We start from the raw sequence: 13,986 nt of genomic DNA on the forward strand, positions 1-13,986 counted from the left end.
TCTGCTGATGAGCCACCACCCGCTCCACCGTCACGATCGGGGCATGACAGACAAGATTGCGACGCGGCGGGGCCGGGCAGGGTGGACCGTGGCCGCGCTGATCGGACTCGGCCTCATCCCGGTGATCGCCGGCGGCATCCGCATGGCCGAGCTGACCGGCGGCGCGGCGGTCACGCCGGACAACGCGCGGTTCCTGGCCTCGCCCGTCCCGATCGTGCTGCACATCGTCGGGGTGACCGTCTACACCGTGCTCGGGGCGTTCCAGTTCGTCCCCCGGTTACGCCGCAGGAAGGTCGGCTGGCATCGCAGAGCCGGGCGGCTGCTGGCCCCGTGCGGGCTCGTCGCGGCGGTCAGCGGGATGTGGATGGCCGTGTTCTACGCCCTGCCCGAGCATGACGGGCCGCTCCTGGCCGCCTTCCGGCTGGTGTTCGGCACGGCCATGGCCGCCTCGATCGTGCTCGGCCTGGCGGCGATCCGGCGGCGCGACTTCACCGCGCACCGCGCCTGGATGATCCGCGGTTACGCGATCGGCCTGGGCGCGGGCACGCAGGCGTTCGTGCTGGCGCCCTACTACGGGATCGCCGGCCCGCCCGACCAGCTCGCCAGGGCGCTGCTCCTGGGCGCCGGTTGGCTGATCAACCTGATCGTGGCCGAGGTGATCATCCAGAGGTGGCCGGTCAGGTTCAGCTCCTGACCCGGTTCGTCTCGTACGCCCACATCGCGATCTCCACGCGGTTACGCGCGCCGAGCTTGGCCATCAGGCTCGCGATGTGGGACTTGACGGTGCTGAGCGAGATGTGGAACTCGTCGGCGATCTCCCCGTTGGTGCGCCCGCGCGCCACCGTCAGCAGGATCTCCTCCTCCCGGCCGGTGAGCGCCTCCACGGGACGGGCCGGCGGTTCGGCGGGGCCGGTGCGGGCGAAGGTGTCGAGCAGCCGAGCGGTGATGCTCGGCGCGATCAGCGCGTCGCCGCCCGCCGCGGCGTGCACCGCCTGGGAGAGCAGCTGGGCGCCGGCGTTCTTCAGCAGGAAGCCCCGGGCGCCGGCCCGCAGCGCGGCGTAGACGTACTCGTCGAGGTCGAACGTGGTGATGACGACGACCGCGAGGGGGTCGGCGACGTCCGGCCCGGCGAGGGCGCGGGTGGCGGCGATCCCGTCGAGGCCGGGCATGCGGATGTCGAACAGGCACACGTCGGGGCGCAGCCGCCGGGCCAGCTCGACGGCCCGCCGCCCGTCGGCGGCCTCGCCGACGACCTCGATGCCGGGCTGGGCGTCGAGGATCATCACCAGGCCGGTACGCACGATCTCCTGGTCGTCGGCGACCAGCACCCTGACGCTCACGTCGCCGCCCCCGTCCGCGGCAGCACGGCCGTCACGGTCCAGCCCCTGCCGGGGTTGGGACCGGCCACGCACGTGCCGCCCAGCAGGCCGGCGCGTTCGATCATGCCGACCAGCCCGTAGCCGGGCGACGCGTTCAGCCGCGCGAGCCCGTCGTCGCTCACCCGCAGGTGCACCGACTTGTCGTCGGCGTCGACGCGGACCTCGATGCGGGTGGCGTGGCGGGCGTGCCGCCGGGCGTTGGTGACCGACTCCTGGGCGAGCCGGTAGACGGCGGCGCCGACCGAGGGGGAGAGCCCGTCGAGGTCGCCGGAGACCTCCACGTCCACGGCCGGGCCGGACGGGCTCCCGGCCGCGAGCTGCTGGAGGTCGGCGATGCCCCGGCCGGGCTGCTCGTCATGGCGCAGGACGTGGACCATGGCCCGCATCTCGTCCAGGGCCCGCGCCGCCTCGGCCTCGATCACCCGCAGCGCGTCGGTCGCGGCCTCCGGTCGTGACGCCGCGGTGGCGAGGCCCGCCTGCGCCCGGATCGCCATGGCCGAGATGTGATGGGCGACGGTGTCGTGCAGGTCGCGCGCGAGCCGCTCGCGTTCGAGCAGCTTGACCTGGTCGAGCTCGCGCGCCCGCGCCCCGGCGCGGAACCGGAACGCCGCGCCCAGCGCGAGGGCCGCGAACATGACGGCGAGCCCGCCGACCGCGTCGGCGGACGCGAGGCGGCCGGCGGCCATCGAGTGGAAGAGCGAGCCGAGCATGATCGGCAGCCCGATCACGACCTCGCGCCCGGACCCCCACCGGGTCAGCGAGTAGACCAGGATCAGCAGGTAGGCCAGCGTGTTCGTCTCCGCGGACTCGCCGGACGTGACCAGCGTGGCCAGGTTCGTGACGCCGAAGGCGATCACGAGCATGAGCAGCGGACGGGTGCGGCGCCACAGCAGCGTGGGGATCAGCCCGAGGGTGATGAGCACCGCGACGGTCCGCCACGGGAGGTCCGTCCGCAGGGCCCCTTCGAGCACCGCGACCGGCACGAGCACCGCCACGAGCACCCAGTCGCGCCACACCCGCGCGGGCGGGCCGGGGGGCCGCGGCTCATTCCACATGGAGCGGATGAGACCGATCACCTGCTCATCGTACGAGAGCGCCCCGCCGATCGGTCAGGACGATTCTCCGGATGTACGGGCACCTCGAGAACCGTGGCGTGCCGGCCGTCGGCGTCCACGAGGTGTTCTTCCAGGGTGGGGCCGTCGACGGCCAGATGGTGGCGGCGCAGCCAGCCGAACAGTTCGTGACCGGCCGGGACGACCCCCGCCGAGGGCGGCACGACGGCGCGCACGACGGTGCGGGCGGGCAGGGTGAGCTGCTCGCCGGCGCGGCCGGTGGTCACGGCGCAGGTGAAGCCGTCAGCCGGTGGCCCGTCCAGCCAGGTCAGCAGGGCGGCCGGTGCCGCCGGTGCCGCCGGGCAGAGGGCGGCCAGCTCCGACGGGTGGCGCACCCGCGTGCGGCGGACGCGCAGGCGGCGCGGGCCCACGGCGGCCTGCTGGGGCAGGATCGACATCGGGGCGTCGAGGTGGTCCTGGGCGCGTGCCGCGGTCGCGGCCAGCGTGGCGATGTCGCGCCGGATGCCCGTCATGGTCTCGGCCAGCGCCTGGCGGAGCTGGGCCTCGGGCGCGTCCAGCAGGTCGGCGATCAGGCGCAGCGGCAGGCCGAGGCGCTGCAGGCCGCGGATGCGTTCGAGCCGGGACAACTCGGTGACGCCGTACCAGCGGTAGCCGGTGACGCCGTCGACCGCGGCGGGGGCGAGCAGGCCGATGTCGTCGTAGTGGCGCAGCGTGCGTTCGGACACGCCGGTCATGCGTGCCAGTTGCCCGATCCGCCACATGCCGCCCCCTCTGTGTGGACGTGTTGACCTTGCCGCGGCGGCAGGGTTCTACCTTCCCGCCATGACTGATCAGAAGAGCCGGTCGCTCACCGGCGTGCTCCTGCTCGCCTCGCTGGTAGCCATGGTCGCCGCCGCGGCCATCGTGGTGCCATCGGGGTTGACCCTGAATCCCGCTGATCCCGCCGCCGCGCTCGCCGCGGTGCGCGAGCGGACCGGCCTGCATCTGACCGAGCTGGCCCTGGACGTGCTGGGCTGGCTGGGCCTGACCGCCGCGGGGCTGGCCATGGCCGTCCGCCGGGCGGTCATGGCCGGCGGTCTGCTCGCCGCCGCCGGGCTGGCGGGGCTCCTGCACGATGCCGGCAACCTGGCGGTGACGCAGCTGGCCGCCGACCCCGCCGCCGTGACGGTGGCCTCGGCGGTCCTGCTCACCGCCAAGTGGATGGTCAACCTGGCCGGGCTGCTGTGGGTGGCCGCCACCGTCGCGGCCGCGGCCGGCGTCCCCGGTCGTCTCCGTACCGCCGGCCTGGTCGCGGCGCTGTCCGGGCTGGTCGCGGTGGCGCTCCCGTGGACGACCGGGACGGACGGGCCGACGGCGGCGATGGAACAGCTCGGGTACGCGCTCCATCTGCCGATCATGGTCTGGTACGGCATCCTGGGCCGGCGGTTCCTGCGGAGTTCGTGAGCGCCGTCAGCCCAGGTTCTGCTTACGGCAGTCGAAGGTCTCCGGGCGGTCCGGGTCGAGGGCGATCTGCCGGATCATGGTGGCCTCCATCGAGATGCGGAACGTCTCCTGGTTCCGGCAGTCGTAGAAGGTGTAGACGCCGTTGCTCTCGCCCAGCAGCATCAGCTTGGCGCCGCCGCGCAGTTGCTTGCCGCTCGCGCGGTCGGCGGCCACCACCCACTGGTCCTGGACCCCGACGCCGGCCAGCCAGAGGCTCGGCTGGCCGGTGGTGGCGAGCCGGTGGGCGTCGCTCTCCATCTGGCCCATCAGGGCGAAGCCGAGGCCGATGCCGGTGAAGGCGCCCACCACGATCTTCATGCCCGCTCTGCCGACCTTGCGGGAGCGGAGCAGCCTGAACGGGACGAGGAAGGCCAGCACGCCGATGACCGAGGCGACGATCACGACGGTGGCCAGGGTCGCGCCCTCGTCCAGGTCCAGGTAGCCGAGGAAGCCCCAGTAGGTCGCGCCGCACCAGAGGGCGCCGAGCAGCGCGGCCACCCAGGGCCTGGCGCGGATGGCGCGGACGAGACGGGCGGCGTGGCCGAAGGTGACCTTGTCCAGCAGCCACCCGAGCGCGACGACCGGTCCGAGCAGGATCGCGCCGAGGAGGATGAGCAGGACCAGGGTGCCCACCAGGCGGGCGAAGATCGTCGCCTGGTCGATGCCCACCTGTTCCGGGCTGACGTTGAAGACGCCGTAGACCTCCTGGATGCCCAGGTAGAGCAGCGCGTACAGCCCAATGGCGATCGGCACCGCGACGGAGCCGGTCCGTTCGAGCATGCCGACGACGCCGGGGGTGGGTTCTTCGTTCTTGTCGGGTTCGGCGCTCTCCTGCGTGTCGGAGCGCCGGTCGACCTCTGTGACGGTCATGGGAACTTTCGTGTGGATCAACGCGGAATGGGGGCAAGAGCGTATCCGACTGGCACCGCGCTGATCGGGCCGTTCCGTCTAGTCCTCTCGCGGGTGGATGCGGAACACGGGGTGCCGGGGCGCGATCCGGTGGAACTCCGGCAGCGGCGCCGTCGGCCTCAGCCCCACGTGAGGTCGCGCACCGGGTGCGATGGCGAGGTAGCGGCGGAGGATCTCGGCCCGATGCTCGGACGGGATCTCCTCCAGCAGGATCGGGGTGTCACGCCCACGTCGGCGGAGCGTGGCCCTGCCACCCGCGGCCCGGACGTTGCGCACCCAGTTCGCGTCCGGCCCGAGCATCGAGACGAGGAACTCGGCGTCGCGGTGGCGGGCGACCGCGACGGGAACCGACGTGACCTTCCCGCTGCGGCGCCCTTCCACCTTCAGCACGGCGGTCCGGCGCGGTGACAGCCGCCGAGCCCCGTAGACCAGGACGTCGAGCCGGTTCATGAGCCGCATGAGCGCGTTCGGCCGCCCTCCGCGGTACATCGCGCGTTTCAGGGCCGCGAGCCCGCGTACGATCACTCAGTCCTCCTCCACAACGCGACCGCGGCCAGACCGGGAACGCACGGAAGGACCAGCAGCCAGCCCAGCAGCGGCGCCAGGCCGACGTCGCCCGAGGTGTCCCGGACGGTCAGCGCGGCGACCGCGACGCAGAGCCCGGACACGAGCAGCGCGATCGCCGTCGAGAAGGTCCAGCGCTTGCCGGCGCGGGCCGCCCAGATCGTGCCGGCCCAGCCGAGGAGCCCCAGCGCCCCGACCGCGGCCAGGATCACCAGGTACGCGGTGACGGCGGCGTCGATCTCACCGGGCGCGTAGGCCGGGTAGCCCGCCCTGATGTGATCCGCCAGGACGGTCCGGTCGACGAACGGGAACAGGGCGGCGACCACGGTGAGCCCTGCCCCCGTGTACATCAGCGATCTCCGTTTCATGGCCTTCCGATCTGGTTGAGAAAGTGACTGTCTCCAGCGAGTGACTCTAGGCAGCCGCTTTCAGACAGTCAATGTCTCTACGACAGCCGTATGCTTGAGAAAGTGACTTTCTGGTACGGTGAGGCATGAGCGGACTTCGTGAGCGCTGGCGGCTCAAGGCCATGCGCGCCATCCAGGAGCACGCCCTCGACCTGTTCGACGAGCGAGGGTTCGGCGCGGTCACGATCGAGGAGATCGCGGCGGCGGCGGAGGTCTCGCCGTCGTCGGTCTACCGCATCTTCGGCACCAAGGAAGGCATCGTGGTCGCCGACGAGTTCGACCACATGAGCCCGGAGACGCTCGAAAGCCTCCTCGACCCCGCCGACCCCGTCGGCAGCCTGGTCCGGGCCGTCCGCGCCTACGAATCCAGCCCCGGTCCGGGCGAAGGCCCGCAGACCGGGAGAGGCCCGTGGCGCAGGGTCCGCTACTTCTTCGCCGAGCCGTCGGTGCGCATGGCCGTCTGCGCCACGCTCGACCGCGCAGGCCGGCGGATCTCACCGCTGATCGCGGCCACCGGAGAGGTCAGCGAAACGCAGGCCCGCGTGATCGCGAACGCCCTCGCCTTCGGCTACTTCGCCGCACTGGAGCAGTGGTACCTCGACGGCGGCGACCGCCCCATCGCCGACTACGTCGAGGAGGGCATGCGCCCTCTGCGCGCCATCTGGAGCACACCCGCCGGGCGCGACCACCCCGAACCGCTCAGTGGCCGACGCTCTGGTAGTGGGTGAGCTGGCGGCGCCAGATGAGGTAGGCAGGCCAGACCAGGAGCACGCCCAGCAGCGGGGCGGCCAGGGCCCAGGGGGTGTCGAGCTTGCCCAGCACGACGCTCGACGGGATGTAGGCCACGAAGGCGACCGGCAGCACGTAGGTGAGCAGCCACTCGGTCACGCCGCCGAAGATCTTCATCGGGTACGAGCCGAACTTGCTGAAGACGTCGTCCAGGAAGACCCGCAGGGCGAAGGTGTCGATCATGCGCAGCGACAGCGAGCAGAGCGCCAGGAAGAAGGCGGCCTCGATGAGGGCGCCGCCGACGATCGCCAGGGCGCAGAAGGCGACCAGGCTGAGGCTCCAGTCGACCTGGGCGTTCTGGGAGGCGACGGCGAGCAGCGCCACGCCCACCAGCAGGTCGCCGAACTGGGCCAGGCCCATCCGGTTGCCCATGAGCTGGACGAGCGGGTTCAGCGGGCGCAGCAGGAAGCGGTCGAACTCCCCGTTGCGCACCACCCAGTGGATGTCGTGCACGCTCATCATGGGGATCATCGCCAGGGCGTGGGCCGTCAGGCGCATGCCGTACAGGAAGGCGATCTCCGCCAGGCCCCAGCCCGCGAGCGAGGGAAAGGTGTGCATCACCACCCAGATGAAGGCGAACCCGGTGCCCTGCCAGATCGCGCCGCAGAGGACGCCGATCGCGGTGTTGAGGCGGTACTGCATGGCGCCGCGGGCGGAGGCGCGCTGGAGCAGGACGTACAGGCGCAGGGCGCGGACGACCTCAGCCACCCTGGATCACCACCCTCCGATGCGTGCGTGACCAGGCGAGCGCGAGCAGGGCCCACAGCCCTGCGACCCAGGCGAGCTCGACCAGCAGAGGTCCGGAGATGTCGGAGATGTGGCCGACGTAGATCGCCGCGGGAACGTACCCCATGTACTTGAACGGCAGCACCTCGGCCAGCGTGCCCAGGAAGCCGGGGAAGAAGGCGAGCGGCACCATCGTCCCCGCGAAGAACTGGCTGACCAGCTGGTAGAGCAGCGAGACCGCGCCGATCTCCAGCATCCAGAAGCCCAGAAGGCTGATCAGCAGCGCCAGCTGCACGGCGATCACGTACCCGAGCACCAGCGTGACCACGTAGCCGAGCCCGTTGACCGGCGCCGTGATCGAGCCGACCAGCAGCACCACCGGGACGACCGGGGCGAGCAGCAGCAGGCTGCCCGCGGTGTTGCCGGCCTGGAAGGCGGCCATCTGCCGCAGATAACCGATCGGCCGGGCCAGGTCGAAGAAGACCGTCCCGCTGCGGATGCGGTGGTGGATGACGCGGGAGACGAGGGTCTGGGTGGCGAAGGACTGCAGGTTGGCCAGGGTGAGGTAGGCGAGCAGGGCTTCGAGGGTGAGCCCCGCGGCCTCGGCCCGCGACCCGTAGACCGCGGTCCAGATCATGCGCAGCAGGAACACCTGGGCGACCAGCGTCACGCAGGTCATGACGATGGAGCTGCGGTAGGCCAGGGCGAAGAGGAAGCCGACGCGGGTCACCGGGCGTAGATCCCTTTGATCACGCTCTCCAGGTCCGGTTCCTCGATCGACAGGTCGCGGATCGTGTGCTCGGCGGAGATCGAGGCGATCATGGCGGGCAGGTCGCCGTGGATGTCGAAGACGTGGCGGCCCTGGTCGTCGCGCGACACCCCGCGCACCTCCTCGGGCGCGGACTCCAGCAGCACCACCAGCCGCCTGGGCTGGTCGACCAGCGCGTCGATCGGGCCGTCGAAGAGCACCTTGCCGTGGTCGATGAGGATGATCCGCTTGCACAGCGCCTCGACGTCGGCCAGGTCGTGCGTGGTCAGGATGACGGTGGTGCGCCCGGTCCGGTTGGTCTCCACGATGAACTCGCGCACCGCCTCCTTGGCCAGCACGTCGAGCCCGACGGTCGGCTCGTCCAGGTAGAGCAGCGGCGGCTCGTACAGCACGGCCGCGGCCAGGTCGCCGCGCATCCGCTGGCCCAGGCTGAGCTGGCGGACCGGGGTGTCGAGGAACTCGTCCAGCCCGAGCAGGTCACGCAGCTTCTTCAGCGAGGCGTCGAAGCGCGCGGCGGGCATGTCGTAGAGCGAGCCCACCAGGCGCAGGGACTCGATCAGGGGGAGGTCCCACCATAATTGGCTGCGCTGGCCGAAGACGACGCCGACCCGGCGGGCGTTGGCCGACCGGTCGCGCCACGGCACCAGCCCGTTGACCCGCACGGTGCCGGCGGTGGGGGTGAGGATGCCGGTGAGGATCTTGATGGTGGTCGACTTGCCGGCGCCGTTGGGCCCGAGATAGCCGATGACCTCGCCCTCGCCGATGTCGAAGCTGACGTCGTCGACGGCGGTCTTCTCCTCGTACTGGCGGGTCACGAGGGTGCGCAGCGCCCCGAAGGGCCCGGAGAAGGTACGCGGGCGGCGGAAGACCTTGGTTAACCCCTCGACCCGGATCATGACGGAATTTTTTCGGTACGAGTCGAGTGCTGCAAGTTGTTTTCAGGGCTTCATCGGCGACGCGCCACCGGGGTGAAGGCGACGGGCAGCGACTCCAGGGCGCGGATCCACAGGGTGCGGCGCCACCGCAGTTCGCTGGGCGTACTGGGCGATCAGGTCGGCCCGGCCGTCGACCACGAACGCGTCGGCGGTCTGGTCGGCGACCTTCTCGCAGAGCAGGGTCAGCTCGATGCGGTCGATCTCGTCCAGCGCGTCGCCGACGGCGCCGCCGCGCCGCCGCTCCTCGCCCTCGCTGCATACCAGCGACGACTGGTAGAGCACGTACGGCAGCGACGGCCAGTCCGGCGGGACGTGTTCGCGCAGGTTCCAGCGCCTGGGGTCGCGGCCGAACAGCCCGCTCTGGCCGGTGACGTGGTGCAGCTCCCGGTAGCCGAGGACGAGCCAGGCGGGCAGGTCGGCGTCGAGCAGCACCGGCACGACCGGGCCGTGCTCGCGGCGCCTGCTCACCTGCCCATGGTGGGGGTGAAGGCGACCGGGAGGGCCGACAGCATGCGGTTCCAGATGTTGCGGCGCCAGCGCAGCTCCTCAGGCGCGACCGCCAGGTGCACGTCCGGCAGGCGGTCCAGGAGGACCTCGATGGCCGTCTTGGAGATGATCTCCGCGAGTTCGGGGGCGGGGAAGGGGCAGCCGTACTCGCCGTGGCCGAACGCCATGTGCGCCCGGTTGGCCGCGGTGTGACCCTGCTGCACCTGCGGGTCGGCGTTCGCGCCGACCAGGCTGATCACGATCATGTCGCCGCGCCGGATGCGGTGGCCGGCCAGCTCGCAGTCCTGCGCGGCGTAGCGTGACGGCAGGTTCTGGGCCGGCGGGTCCTTCCACAGCACCTGGTTGAGCGCCTCGGCCACGCTGCTCCGGCCGCCCTGCAGGTCCATCTGGAAGTGGTCGTCCACGAGCATCAGGCGCAGCGTGTTGCCGATCCAGCCGGCGCAGTTGTCCTGCGAGGCGATCAGCAGCGACAGCATGTCGTAGACGACCTCGGGATCGGTGAGCCGGGCGTCGTGCGTCACCAGCCGGGAGGCGAGGTCGTGGCCCGGCCGGGCGCGCTTGCCGGCGACCAGGCGGCCCATGAGCTCGCCGACCTGCATCTCCGCCTCGTCGCGGTTCGCCGGGTCGTTCATGGCCTGGAAGATGGCGCGCAGCAGGGTGCCGACGTCCGGCTCCGGCAGCCCGAACAACCGGGCGATGACCTGGGCCGGCATCCGGTGGGCGTACTGGGGGACCAGGTCGGCCTGGCCGTCGCCGGAGAACAGGTCGATGGCGGCGTCGGCGACCTTCTCGCAGAGCTGGGTCAGCTCGATGCGGTCGATCTCGTCCAGCGCGTCGCCGATGGCGCCGCCGCGCCGCCGCCGCTCCTCGCCCTCGGTGAACACCACCGACGGCTGGTACGTGACGTGCGGCCGGGCCGGCCAGTCCGGCGGCACCAGGTCATGCTGGTTCCAGCGGCGCGGGTCACGGGCGAACAGCTGCGGCTGGCTCGTCACGTGGTGCAGCTCGCGGTACCCGAGGACGAGCCAGGCGGGCAGGTCGCCGTCGAGCAGCACCGGCACGACCGGGCCGTGCTTGCGGCGCAGCTCCTCCAGGAACGCGGCCGGGTCGTCGAGGACCTCCGGCTCGTACAGCCGGACGGCGCCGGCGTGCTCGGGATGTCCGGGGTTCGTCACGGCTGCCCCGCAGGGGTCCGGTCGTACAGGCGGGTGAGATGCTCGACGAGCGTGATCAGCACGTGCTTGCACGACTGCCGCTCCCGCGCGTCGCAGTCGACCAGCGGGATGCCGGGCGACAGGTCCAGCGCCTCGCGCACGGCGTCCAGCGACGGGCCGCCCGCGAAGCGGTTGACCGCGACCACGAACGGCATGTTGTGGTGTTCCAGCCGGTCGATCGAGTAGAACGAGTCCTCCAGGCGGCGGGTGTCGACCAGCACGACCGCCCCCAGGCTGCCGGCGAACAGCTGGTCCCAGACGAACCAGAACCGCTCCTGGCCGGGCGCCCCGAACAGGTAGAGCACGGTGCTGTCGCTGACCGTGATGCGCCCGAAGTCGAAGGCCACCGTGGTGGTGGTCTTGGTGCGGACCCGGCTCGCGTCGTCGATGCCCACGCTCGCCTCGGTCATCACCTCTTCGGTGCTCAGCGGGCGGATCTCGCTGACCGAGCCCACCATGGTGGTCTTGCCCACGCCGAACCCGCCCACGACCACGATCTTCATCGCGTCCGCGGCGGAGTCGCGCAGCGGCGTCCGCACGGGGGTCTCGTCAGAGGTTGTTGAGCGCAACGAGCACCTGCCTCAGGATGTCCGGATCCGGCTTGCCCGCCGTGGCGCCGGCGGAGGGGTGGCGTACGGTGATGCGGCCCGTGTCGAGCAGGTCGCGCAGCAGGATCTTCACCACGCTGACCGGCAGCCCCAGCTCCGCGGAGATCTCCACCACGGCCGTCGGGCGGCGGGCCAGCTGGAGGATCTTGACATGCTCCGACTGCATGCCCGGGACCGGCTCGCACTCGCTGACGATGAGCGAGACCGAGTCGAACGCGGTCTCGTCGGCGCGGGTGCGGCCCCCGGTGACCGTGTAGAGGCGGTCCGGGCTCTCCCGGTCGATCGGGCGCCGGTTCACGAGGCGTCGCCCTCGGCCGGTCTGGGCGCCGCGGTGAGGTACACCCCGATCTGCTCGACCAGCTCGTTCATGTTGTGCGCGATCAGCCCGACCTCGCCGTCCTCCTCGGCGACCACCGCCAGGTGGGCGCCCTCTCCGGCGGGCACGATGAGCAGCAGCCCACCGGCGAACTCCACCATCGCCTGCCCGGCGCCGATCGCGTCGCCGAACTCGGCCGAGGCGCTCAGCGACAGGCTCTGGATCCCGGCGGACAGCGCCGAGAGCTGGTCGGCCCTGTCCCTGGTGAGGCCGCTGCTGTAGCTCATCTTGAGCCCGTCCCTGGTCAGGACCAGGACGTACCTGATGCCGGGGGTCCGGTCCTTGAGGCTCTCCAGCAGCCCGTCAATGGTGCGATCCGTGGTACGCGATGCGTCGATAGTGCTCATCGAAACGCGGGGCGTCCGCCCGGGGGCGGCCCCTGCCTCCTATCTGAGATCCAAGTGGTCCGGTGCTCGCTGCGCCCGGGGGTCTAGGAGTCGCCGGAGGCCGGATCGGCGGGACGCCCGCGACCGCCCGCCTGGCGGAACGCGGCGAACCTGGCCGCCGCCTCGCGCCCGTCGCGTTGCGGCTTGACCGCCGTCGCCGGTCGCGACCCGGTGGCCTCGGCGAGCGTCTGGCCGCGCCGCCGCCGCGGCAGCGACTCCTCGGCCTCCTCGGCGGGCGCGGCCTGGGCGGGCACGGCCGCGGCCACCAGGGCGGGGCGGGCCTGCCGCACGATCGCGGCCGGCGGCTCGGGGGCGGTCCTGGGCTGGGTGATGAGCACGCGGGGGATCAGCATCACGACACCGGTGCCGCCTCTGGCCGACGGACGGAAGCTGACCGTGAGGCCGTACTTGTCGACCAGCCGGCCCACCACGGCCAGGCCCAGCCGGGTGCCGGACAGCGTGCGCAGGTCGAGCGGCTCGGAGACGAGCTTGGCGGCGTGCTGGCGCTCGCGGGGGCGCATGCCGAGGCCGCTGTCCTCGATCGTGACCACCATGCCGGCGTCCTCCTCGTCCACGTACACGTGCACCTCGGTGCCGTGCGCGGAGAAGGTGGCGGCGTTGTCCATGAGCTCGGCCAGCGCGTGCATCACGCCTTCGGCCGCGTACCCGACCACGGCGGCCGTGCTGGTGGAGTGGACGCGGACGCGCTGGTAGGCGCTGATGCGGCCCATCGCGCCGCGCAGGACGCTCTCCATCACGATCGGCCGGGTCCACCTGCGGCCGGAGCGGCCGCCGCTGAGCAGGGCGATGTTGTCGGCCAGCCGGCCGAGCTGGGAGACGCGGTGGTCCAGGTCGAGCAGGTCGGCGAAGACCTCCTCCTGGTCGCCGTACTGCTCCTCCAGGTCGCGCAGCTGCGCCAGCAGGCTGGTGGCCTGGGCCTGCACCCGGGCCGCGGCCCCGGCGCAGGCGGCCATCACGGCGGCGCCCCTGCGGTCGCCCTCGGAGAGCTGCTGGGCCGTCTCGGCGAGCAGGTCGCGCAGCGGGGCGTGCACGGGCTGGCGCACCTCGGCGAGCGCGGAGGTGACCGGCTTGCGCTCCACCTGGATCTGCCTGACCAGCTCGGGCAGCGTGTCGCGGGTGAGGGTGACGATCTCCGACTCGGTGGCCGAGCGGGACGCGTGCGCGATGGCCCGCTCGCGTTCGAGCCCGTCGAGCTCGTTCGCGGTGGCCTTCAGTAGTTGTTGCAACGGTCCATCGGGAGGCTGCGGCAGGCGGGAGAGCGCGTCGGGGACGGACCCGCCGCCGCGCATCTGGCGGCCGAGCGCGGGCAGCGTGTCCTCGGCCACCCGGGCGATCTCGCGCTCCAGCCGGGCGACCCGGGCGGCGGCGGCCCTGGCCTGCTCGCGCAGCCGGCGGCCGGTGGCGACATGGTGGGCGATCACGGCGGCGGCGGCGGCCAGCAGCACCGCGCAGAGCCCGCCCGTGATCGCCATCACCCCGCGGGCGTCGGCCGGCGTGGCGAACACGGCCCACAGCCACAGGCAAGCCACCACGACCATGGTGCCCAGGGCGGTGACCACCATGAGCTCTCGCGGGGCAAGATCGCGTCGCGTTCGAAGAGGTACGTCTGCTGGCATCCGCGGTCCTCGGGGGGTCGTACTGCTGCTCCCCGTGCAGCAGAGGCTTACTGTTACCGCTCCGTAACAGAGTGCGAACGGGAACAGGCGCTTACCGTAGCACCAGGAGTATCAGAGACAACAGGCAAAACGCCCGCTTCACTTCAACCCACCAGTAGTCAACTCAAAAGTTGAGATATCGGGCCGATGGCTTCCCTCCGCCCGGCGAGTCCTCCTCGGCTCCCG

General features: G+C 71.9%; 18 protein-coding genes. 3 read left to right on the plus strand and 15 right to left on the minus strand.

What is annotated here, in order from left to right; genetic code table 11:
• The first annotated feature begins 43 nt into the window (after nt 1–43).
• The gene (locus tag AB0K05_RS34320; protein WP_364234738.1) at nt 44–694 is read left to right on the plus strand and encodes a DUF2306 domain-containing protein; all 651 of its coding nucleotides are present in this window, start codon (nt 44–46) and stop codon (nt 692–694) included.
• Here AB0K05_RS34320 and AB0K05_RS34325 read toward each other — a convergent pair.
• From AB0K05_RS34325 to AB0K05_RS34335, 3 genes are read right to left on the minus strand one after another with little or no spacing between them, the layout of a single operon-like run.
• Entirely contained in the window at nt 684–1,340 is a 657-nt protein-coding gene (locus AB0K05_RS34325; protein WP_148036408.1) for a response regulator transcription factor, read from the minus strand. The genes AB0K05_RS34320 and AB0K05_RS34325 overlap by 11 nt on opposite strands.
• Nucleotides 1,337–2,455 (minus strand): sensor histidine kinase, encoded by a 1,119-nt coding sequence (locus AB0K05_RS34330; protein WP_364234741.1) that lies wholly within the window; start codon nt 2,453–2,455, stop codon nt 1,337–1,339. Before AB0K05_RS34330 ends, AB0K05_RS34325 begins: the two co-directional genes overlap by 4 nt.
• Nucleotides 2,452–3,213 (minus strand): MerR family transcriptional regulator, encoded by a 762-nt coding sequence (locus AB0K05_RS34335; RefSeq protein ID WP_364234743.1) that lies wholly within the window; start codon nt 3,211–3,213, stop codon nt 2,452–2,454. The genes AB0K05_RS34330 and AB0K05_RS34335 overlap by 4 nt, the downstream gene beginning before the upstream one ends.
• Nucleotides 3,214–3,274: 61 nt before the next feature.
• On the opposite strand from AB0K05_RS34335, the gene AB0K05_RS34340 reads away from it, so the two are divergent.
• Complete coding sequence (locus AB0K05_RS34340) at nt 3,275–3,895, plus strand: hypothetical protein (RefSeq protein ID WP_148036411.1); 621 nt, start codon at nt 3,275–3,277, stop codon at nt 3,893–3,895.
• A 6-nt stretch (nt 3,896–3,901) separates the two neighbouring features.
• Here the strand turns inward: AB0K05_RS34340 and AB0K05_RS34345 are convergent, their stop codons facing one another.
• From AB0K05_RS34345 to AB0K05_RS34355, 3 genes are all read right to left on the minus strand, one after another.
• The gene (locus AB0K05_RS34345; protein WP_364234745.1) at nt 3,902–4,804 is read right to left on the minus strand and encodes a hypothetical protein; all 903 of its coding nucleotides are present in this window, start codon (nt 4,802–4,804) and stop codon (nt 3,902–3,904) included.
• 78 nt (nt 4,805–4,882) lie between these two features.
• Complete coding sequence (locus AB0K05_RS34350; protein ID WP_261809040.1) at nt 4,883–5,368, minus strand: nitroreductase/quinone reductase family protein; 486 nt, start codon at nt 5,366–5,368, stop codon at nt 4,883–4,885.
• Nucleotides 5,365–5,757 (minus strand): hypothetical protein, encoded by a 393-nt coding sequence (locus tag AB0K05_RS34355; protein ID WP_364234749.1) that lies wholly within the window; start codon nt 5,755–5,757, stop codon nt 5,365–5,367. Before AB0K05_RS34355 ends, AB0K05_RS34350 begins: the two co-directional genes overlap by 4 nt.
• Nucleotides 5,758–5,900: 143 nt before the next feature.
• Here AB0K05_RS34355 and AB0K05_RS34360 point away from each other — a divergent pair, with 143 nt between their 5' ends.
• Nucleotides 5,901–6,542, plus strand: a complete 642-nt coding sequence (locus AB0K05_RS34360; RefSeq protein WP_364234752.1) for a helix-turn-helix domain-containing protein — start codon at nt 5,901–5,903, stop codon at nt 6,540–6,542.
• Here the strand turns inward: AB0K05_RS34360 and AB0K05_RS34365 are convergent.
• The 9 genes from AB0K05_RS34365 to AB0K05_RS34405 all read right to left on the minus strand — a co-directional run bounded on the left by AB0K05_RS34365 (nt 6,514) and on the right by AB0K05_RS34405 (nt 13,707).
• Nucleotides 6,514–7,311: an ABC-2 family transporter protein gene (locus tag AB0K05_RS34365; protein ID WP_364234755.1), complete on the minus strand. Its 798-nt coding sequence runs from the start codon at nt 7,309–7,311 to the stop codon at nt 6,514–6,516. The two genes, AB0K05_RS34360 and AB0K05_RS34365, sit on opposite strands and share 29 nt — an antisense overlap.
• On the minus strand, nt 7,304–8,059 hold the full coding sequence (locus AB0K05_RS34370) for an ABC-2 family transporter protein (RefSeq protein WP_148036414.1): 756 nt from the start codon (nt 8,057–8,059) through the stop codon (nt 7,304–7,306). Before AB0K05_RS34370 ends, AB0K05_RS34365 begins: the two co-directional genes overlap by 8 nt.
• On the minus strand, nt 8,056–8,994 hold the full coding sequence (locus tag AB0K05_RS34375) for an ATP-binding cassette domain-containing protein (protein WP_364234757.1): 939 nt from the start codon (nt 8,992–8,994) through the stop codon (nt 8,056–8,058). The genes AB0K05_RS34370 and AB0K05_RS34375 overlap by 4 nt, the downstream gene beginning before the upstream one ends.
• Before the next feature lie 42 nt (nt 8,995–9,036).
• The gene (locus AB0K05_RS34380) at nt 9,037–9,501 is read right to left on the minus strand and encodes a hypothetical protein (protein ID WP_364234759.1); all 465 of its coding nucleotides are present in this window, start codon (nt 9,499–9,501) and stop codon (nt 9,037–9,039) included.
• Entirely contained in the window at nt 9,498–10,715 is a 1,218-nt protein-coding gene (locus tag AB0K05_RS34385) for a cytochrome P450 (protein WP_364234762.1), read from the minus strand. The genes AB0K05_RS34380 and AB0K05_RS34385 overlap by 4 nt, the downstream gene beginning before the upstream one ends.
• On the minus strand, nt 10,712–11,257 hold the full coding sequence (locus AB0K05_RS34390) for an ATP/GTP-binding protein (RefSeq protein WP_364234826.1): 546 nt from the start codon (nt 11,255–11,257) through the stop codon (nt 10,712–10,714). Before AB0K05_RS34390 ends, AB0K05_RS34385 begins: the two co-directional genes overlap by 4 nt.
• Before the next feature lie 46 nt (nt 11,258–11,303).
• Entirely contained in the window at nt 11,304–11,660 is a 357-nt protein-coding gene (locus AB0K05_RS34395; protein WP_364234765.1) for a DUF742 domain-containing protein, read from the minus strand.
• Nucleotides 11,657–12,085 (minus strand): roadblock/LC7 domain-containing protein, encoded by a 429-nt coding sequence (locus tag AB0K05_RS34400; RefSeq protein WP_148036419.1) that lies wholly within the window; start codon nt 12,083–12,085, stop codon nt 11,657–11,659. Before AB0K05_RS34400 ends, AB0K05_RS34395 begins: the two co-directional genes overlap by 4 nt.
• Before the next feature lie 83 nt (nt 12,086–12,168).
• Nucleotides 12,169–13,707 carry an ATP-binding protein gene (locus tag AB0K05_RS34405; RefSeq protein ID WP_364234767.1) on the minus strand — a complete coding sequence of 513 codons (1,539 nt, stop codon included), beginning with the start codon at nt 13,705–13,707 and terminating at the stop codon, nt 12,169–12,171.
• Between the last annotated feature and the right edge of the window lie 279 nt (nt 13,708–13,986).

It is taken from the genome of Nonomuraea sp. NPDC049486 (assembly GCF_040676925.1).
Classification (GTDB): Bacteria; Actinomycetota; Actinomycetes; order Streptosporangiales; family Streptosporangiaceae; genus Nonomuraea; species Nonomuraea ferruginea.

What these genes read in the sequence shown, in the direction of transcription:
- AB0K05_RS34360 (WP_364234752.1), top strand. Translation starts at nt 5,901, where the DNA reads ATGAGCGGACTTCGTGAGCGCTGGCGGCTCAAGGCCATGCGCGCCATC.
- AB0K05_RS34345 (WP_364234745.1), bottom strand. Translation starts at nt 4,804, where the DNA reads ATGACCGTCACAGAGGTCGACCGGCGCTCCGACACGCAGGAGAGCGCC.
- AB0K05_RS34405 (WP_364234767.1), bottom strand. Translation starts at nt 13,707, where the DNA reads ATGGTGGTCACCGCCCTGGGCACCATGGTCGTGGTGGCTTGCCTGTGG.
- AB0K05_RS34400 (WP_148036419.1), bottom strand. Translation starts at nt 12,085, where the DNA reads ATGAGCACTATCGACGCATCGCGTACCACGGATCGCACCATTGACGGG.
- AB0K05_RS34335 (WP_364234743.1), bottom strand. Translation starts at nt 3,213, where the DNA reads ATGTGGCGGATCGGGCAACTGGCACGCATGACCGGCGTGTCCGAACGC.
- AB0K05_RS34340 (WP_148036411.1), top strand. Translation starts at nt 3,275, where the DNA reads ATGACTGATCAGAAGAGCCGGTCGCTCACCGGCGTGCTCCTGCTCGCC.
- AB0K05_RS34320 (WP_364234738.1), top strand. Translation starts at nt 44, where the DNA reads ATGACAGACAAGATTGCGACGCGGCGGGGCCGGGCAGGGTGGACCGTG.
- AB0K05_RS34375 (WP_364234757.1), bottom strand. Translation starts at nt 8,994, where the DNA reads ATGATCCGGGTCGAGGGGTTAACCAAGGTCTTCCGCCGCCCGCGTACC.
- AB0K05_RS34355 (WP_364234749.1), bottom strand. Translation starts at nt 5,757, where the DNA reads ATGTACACGGGGGCAGGGCTCACCGTGGTCGCCGCCCTGTTCCCGTTC.
- AB0K05_RS34390 (WP_364234826.1), bottom strand. Translation starts at nt 11,257, where the DNA reads ATGAAGATCGTGGTCGTGGGCGGGTTCGGCGTGGGCAAGACCACCATG.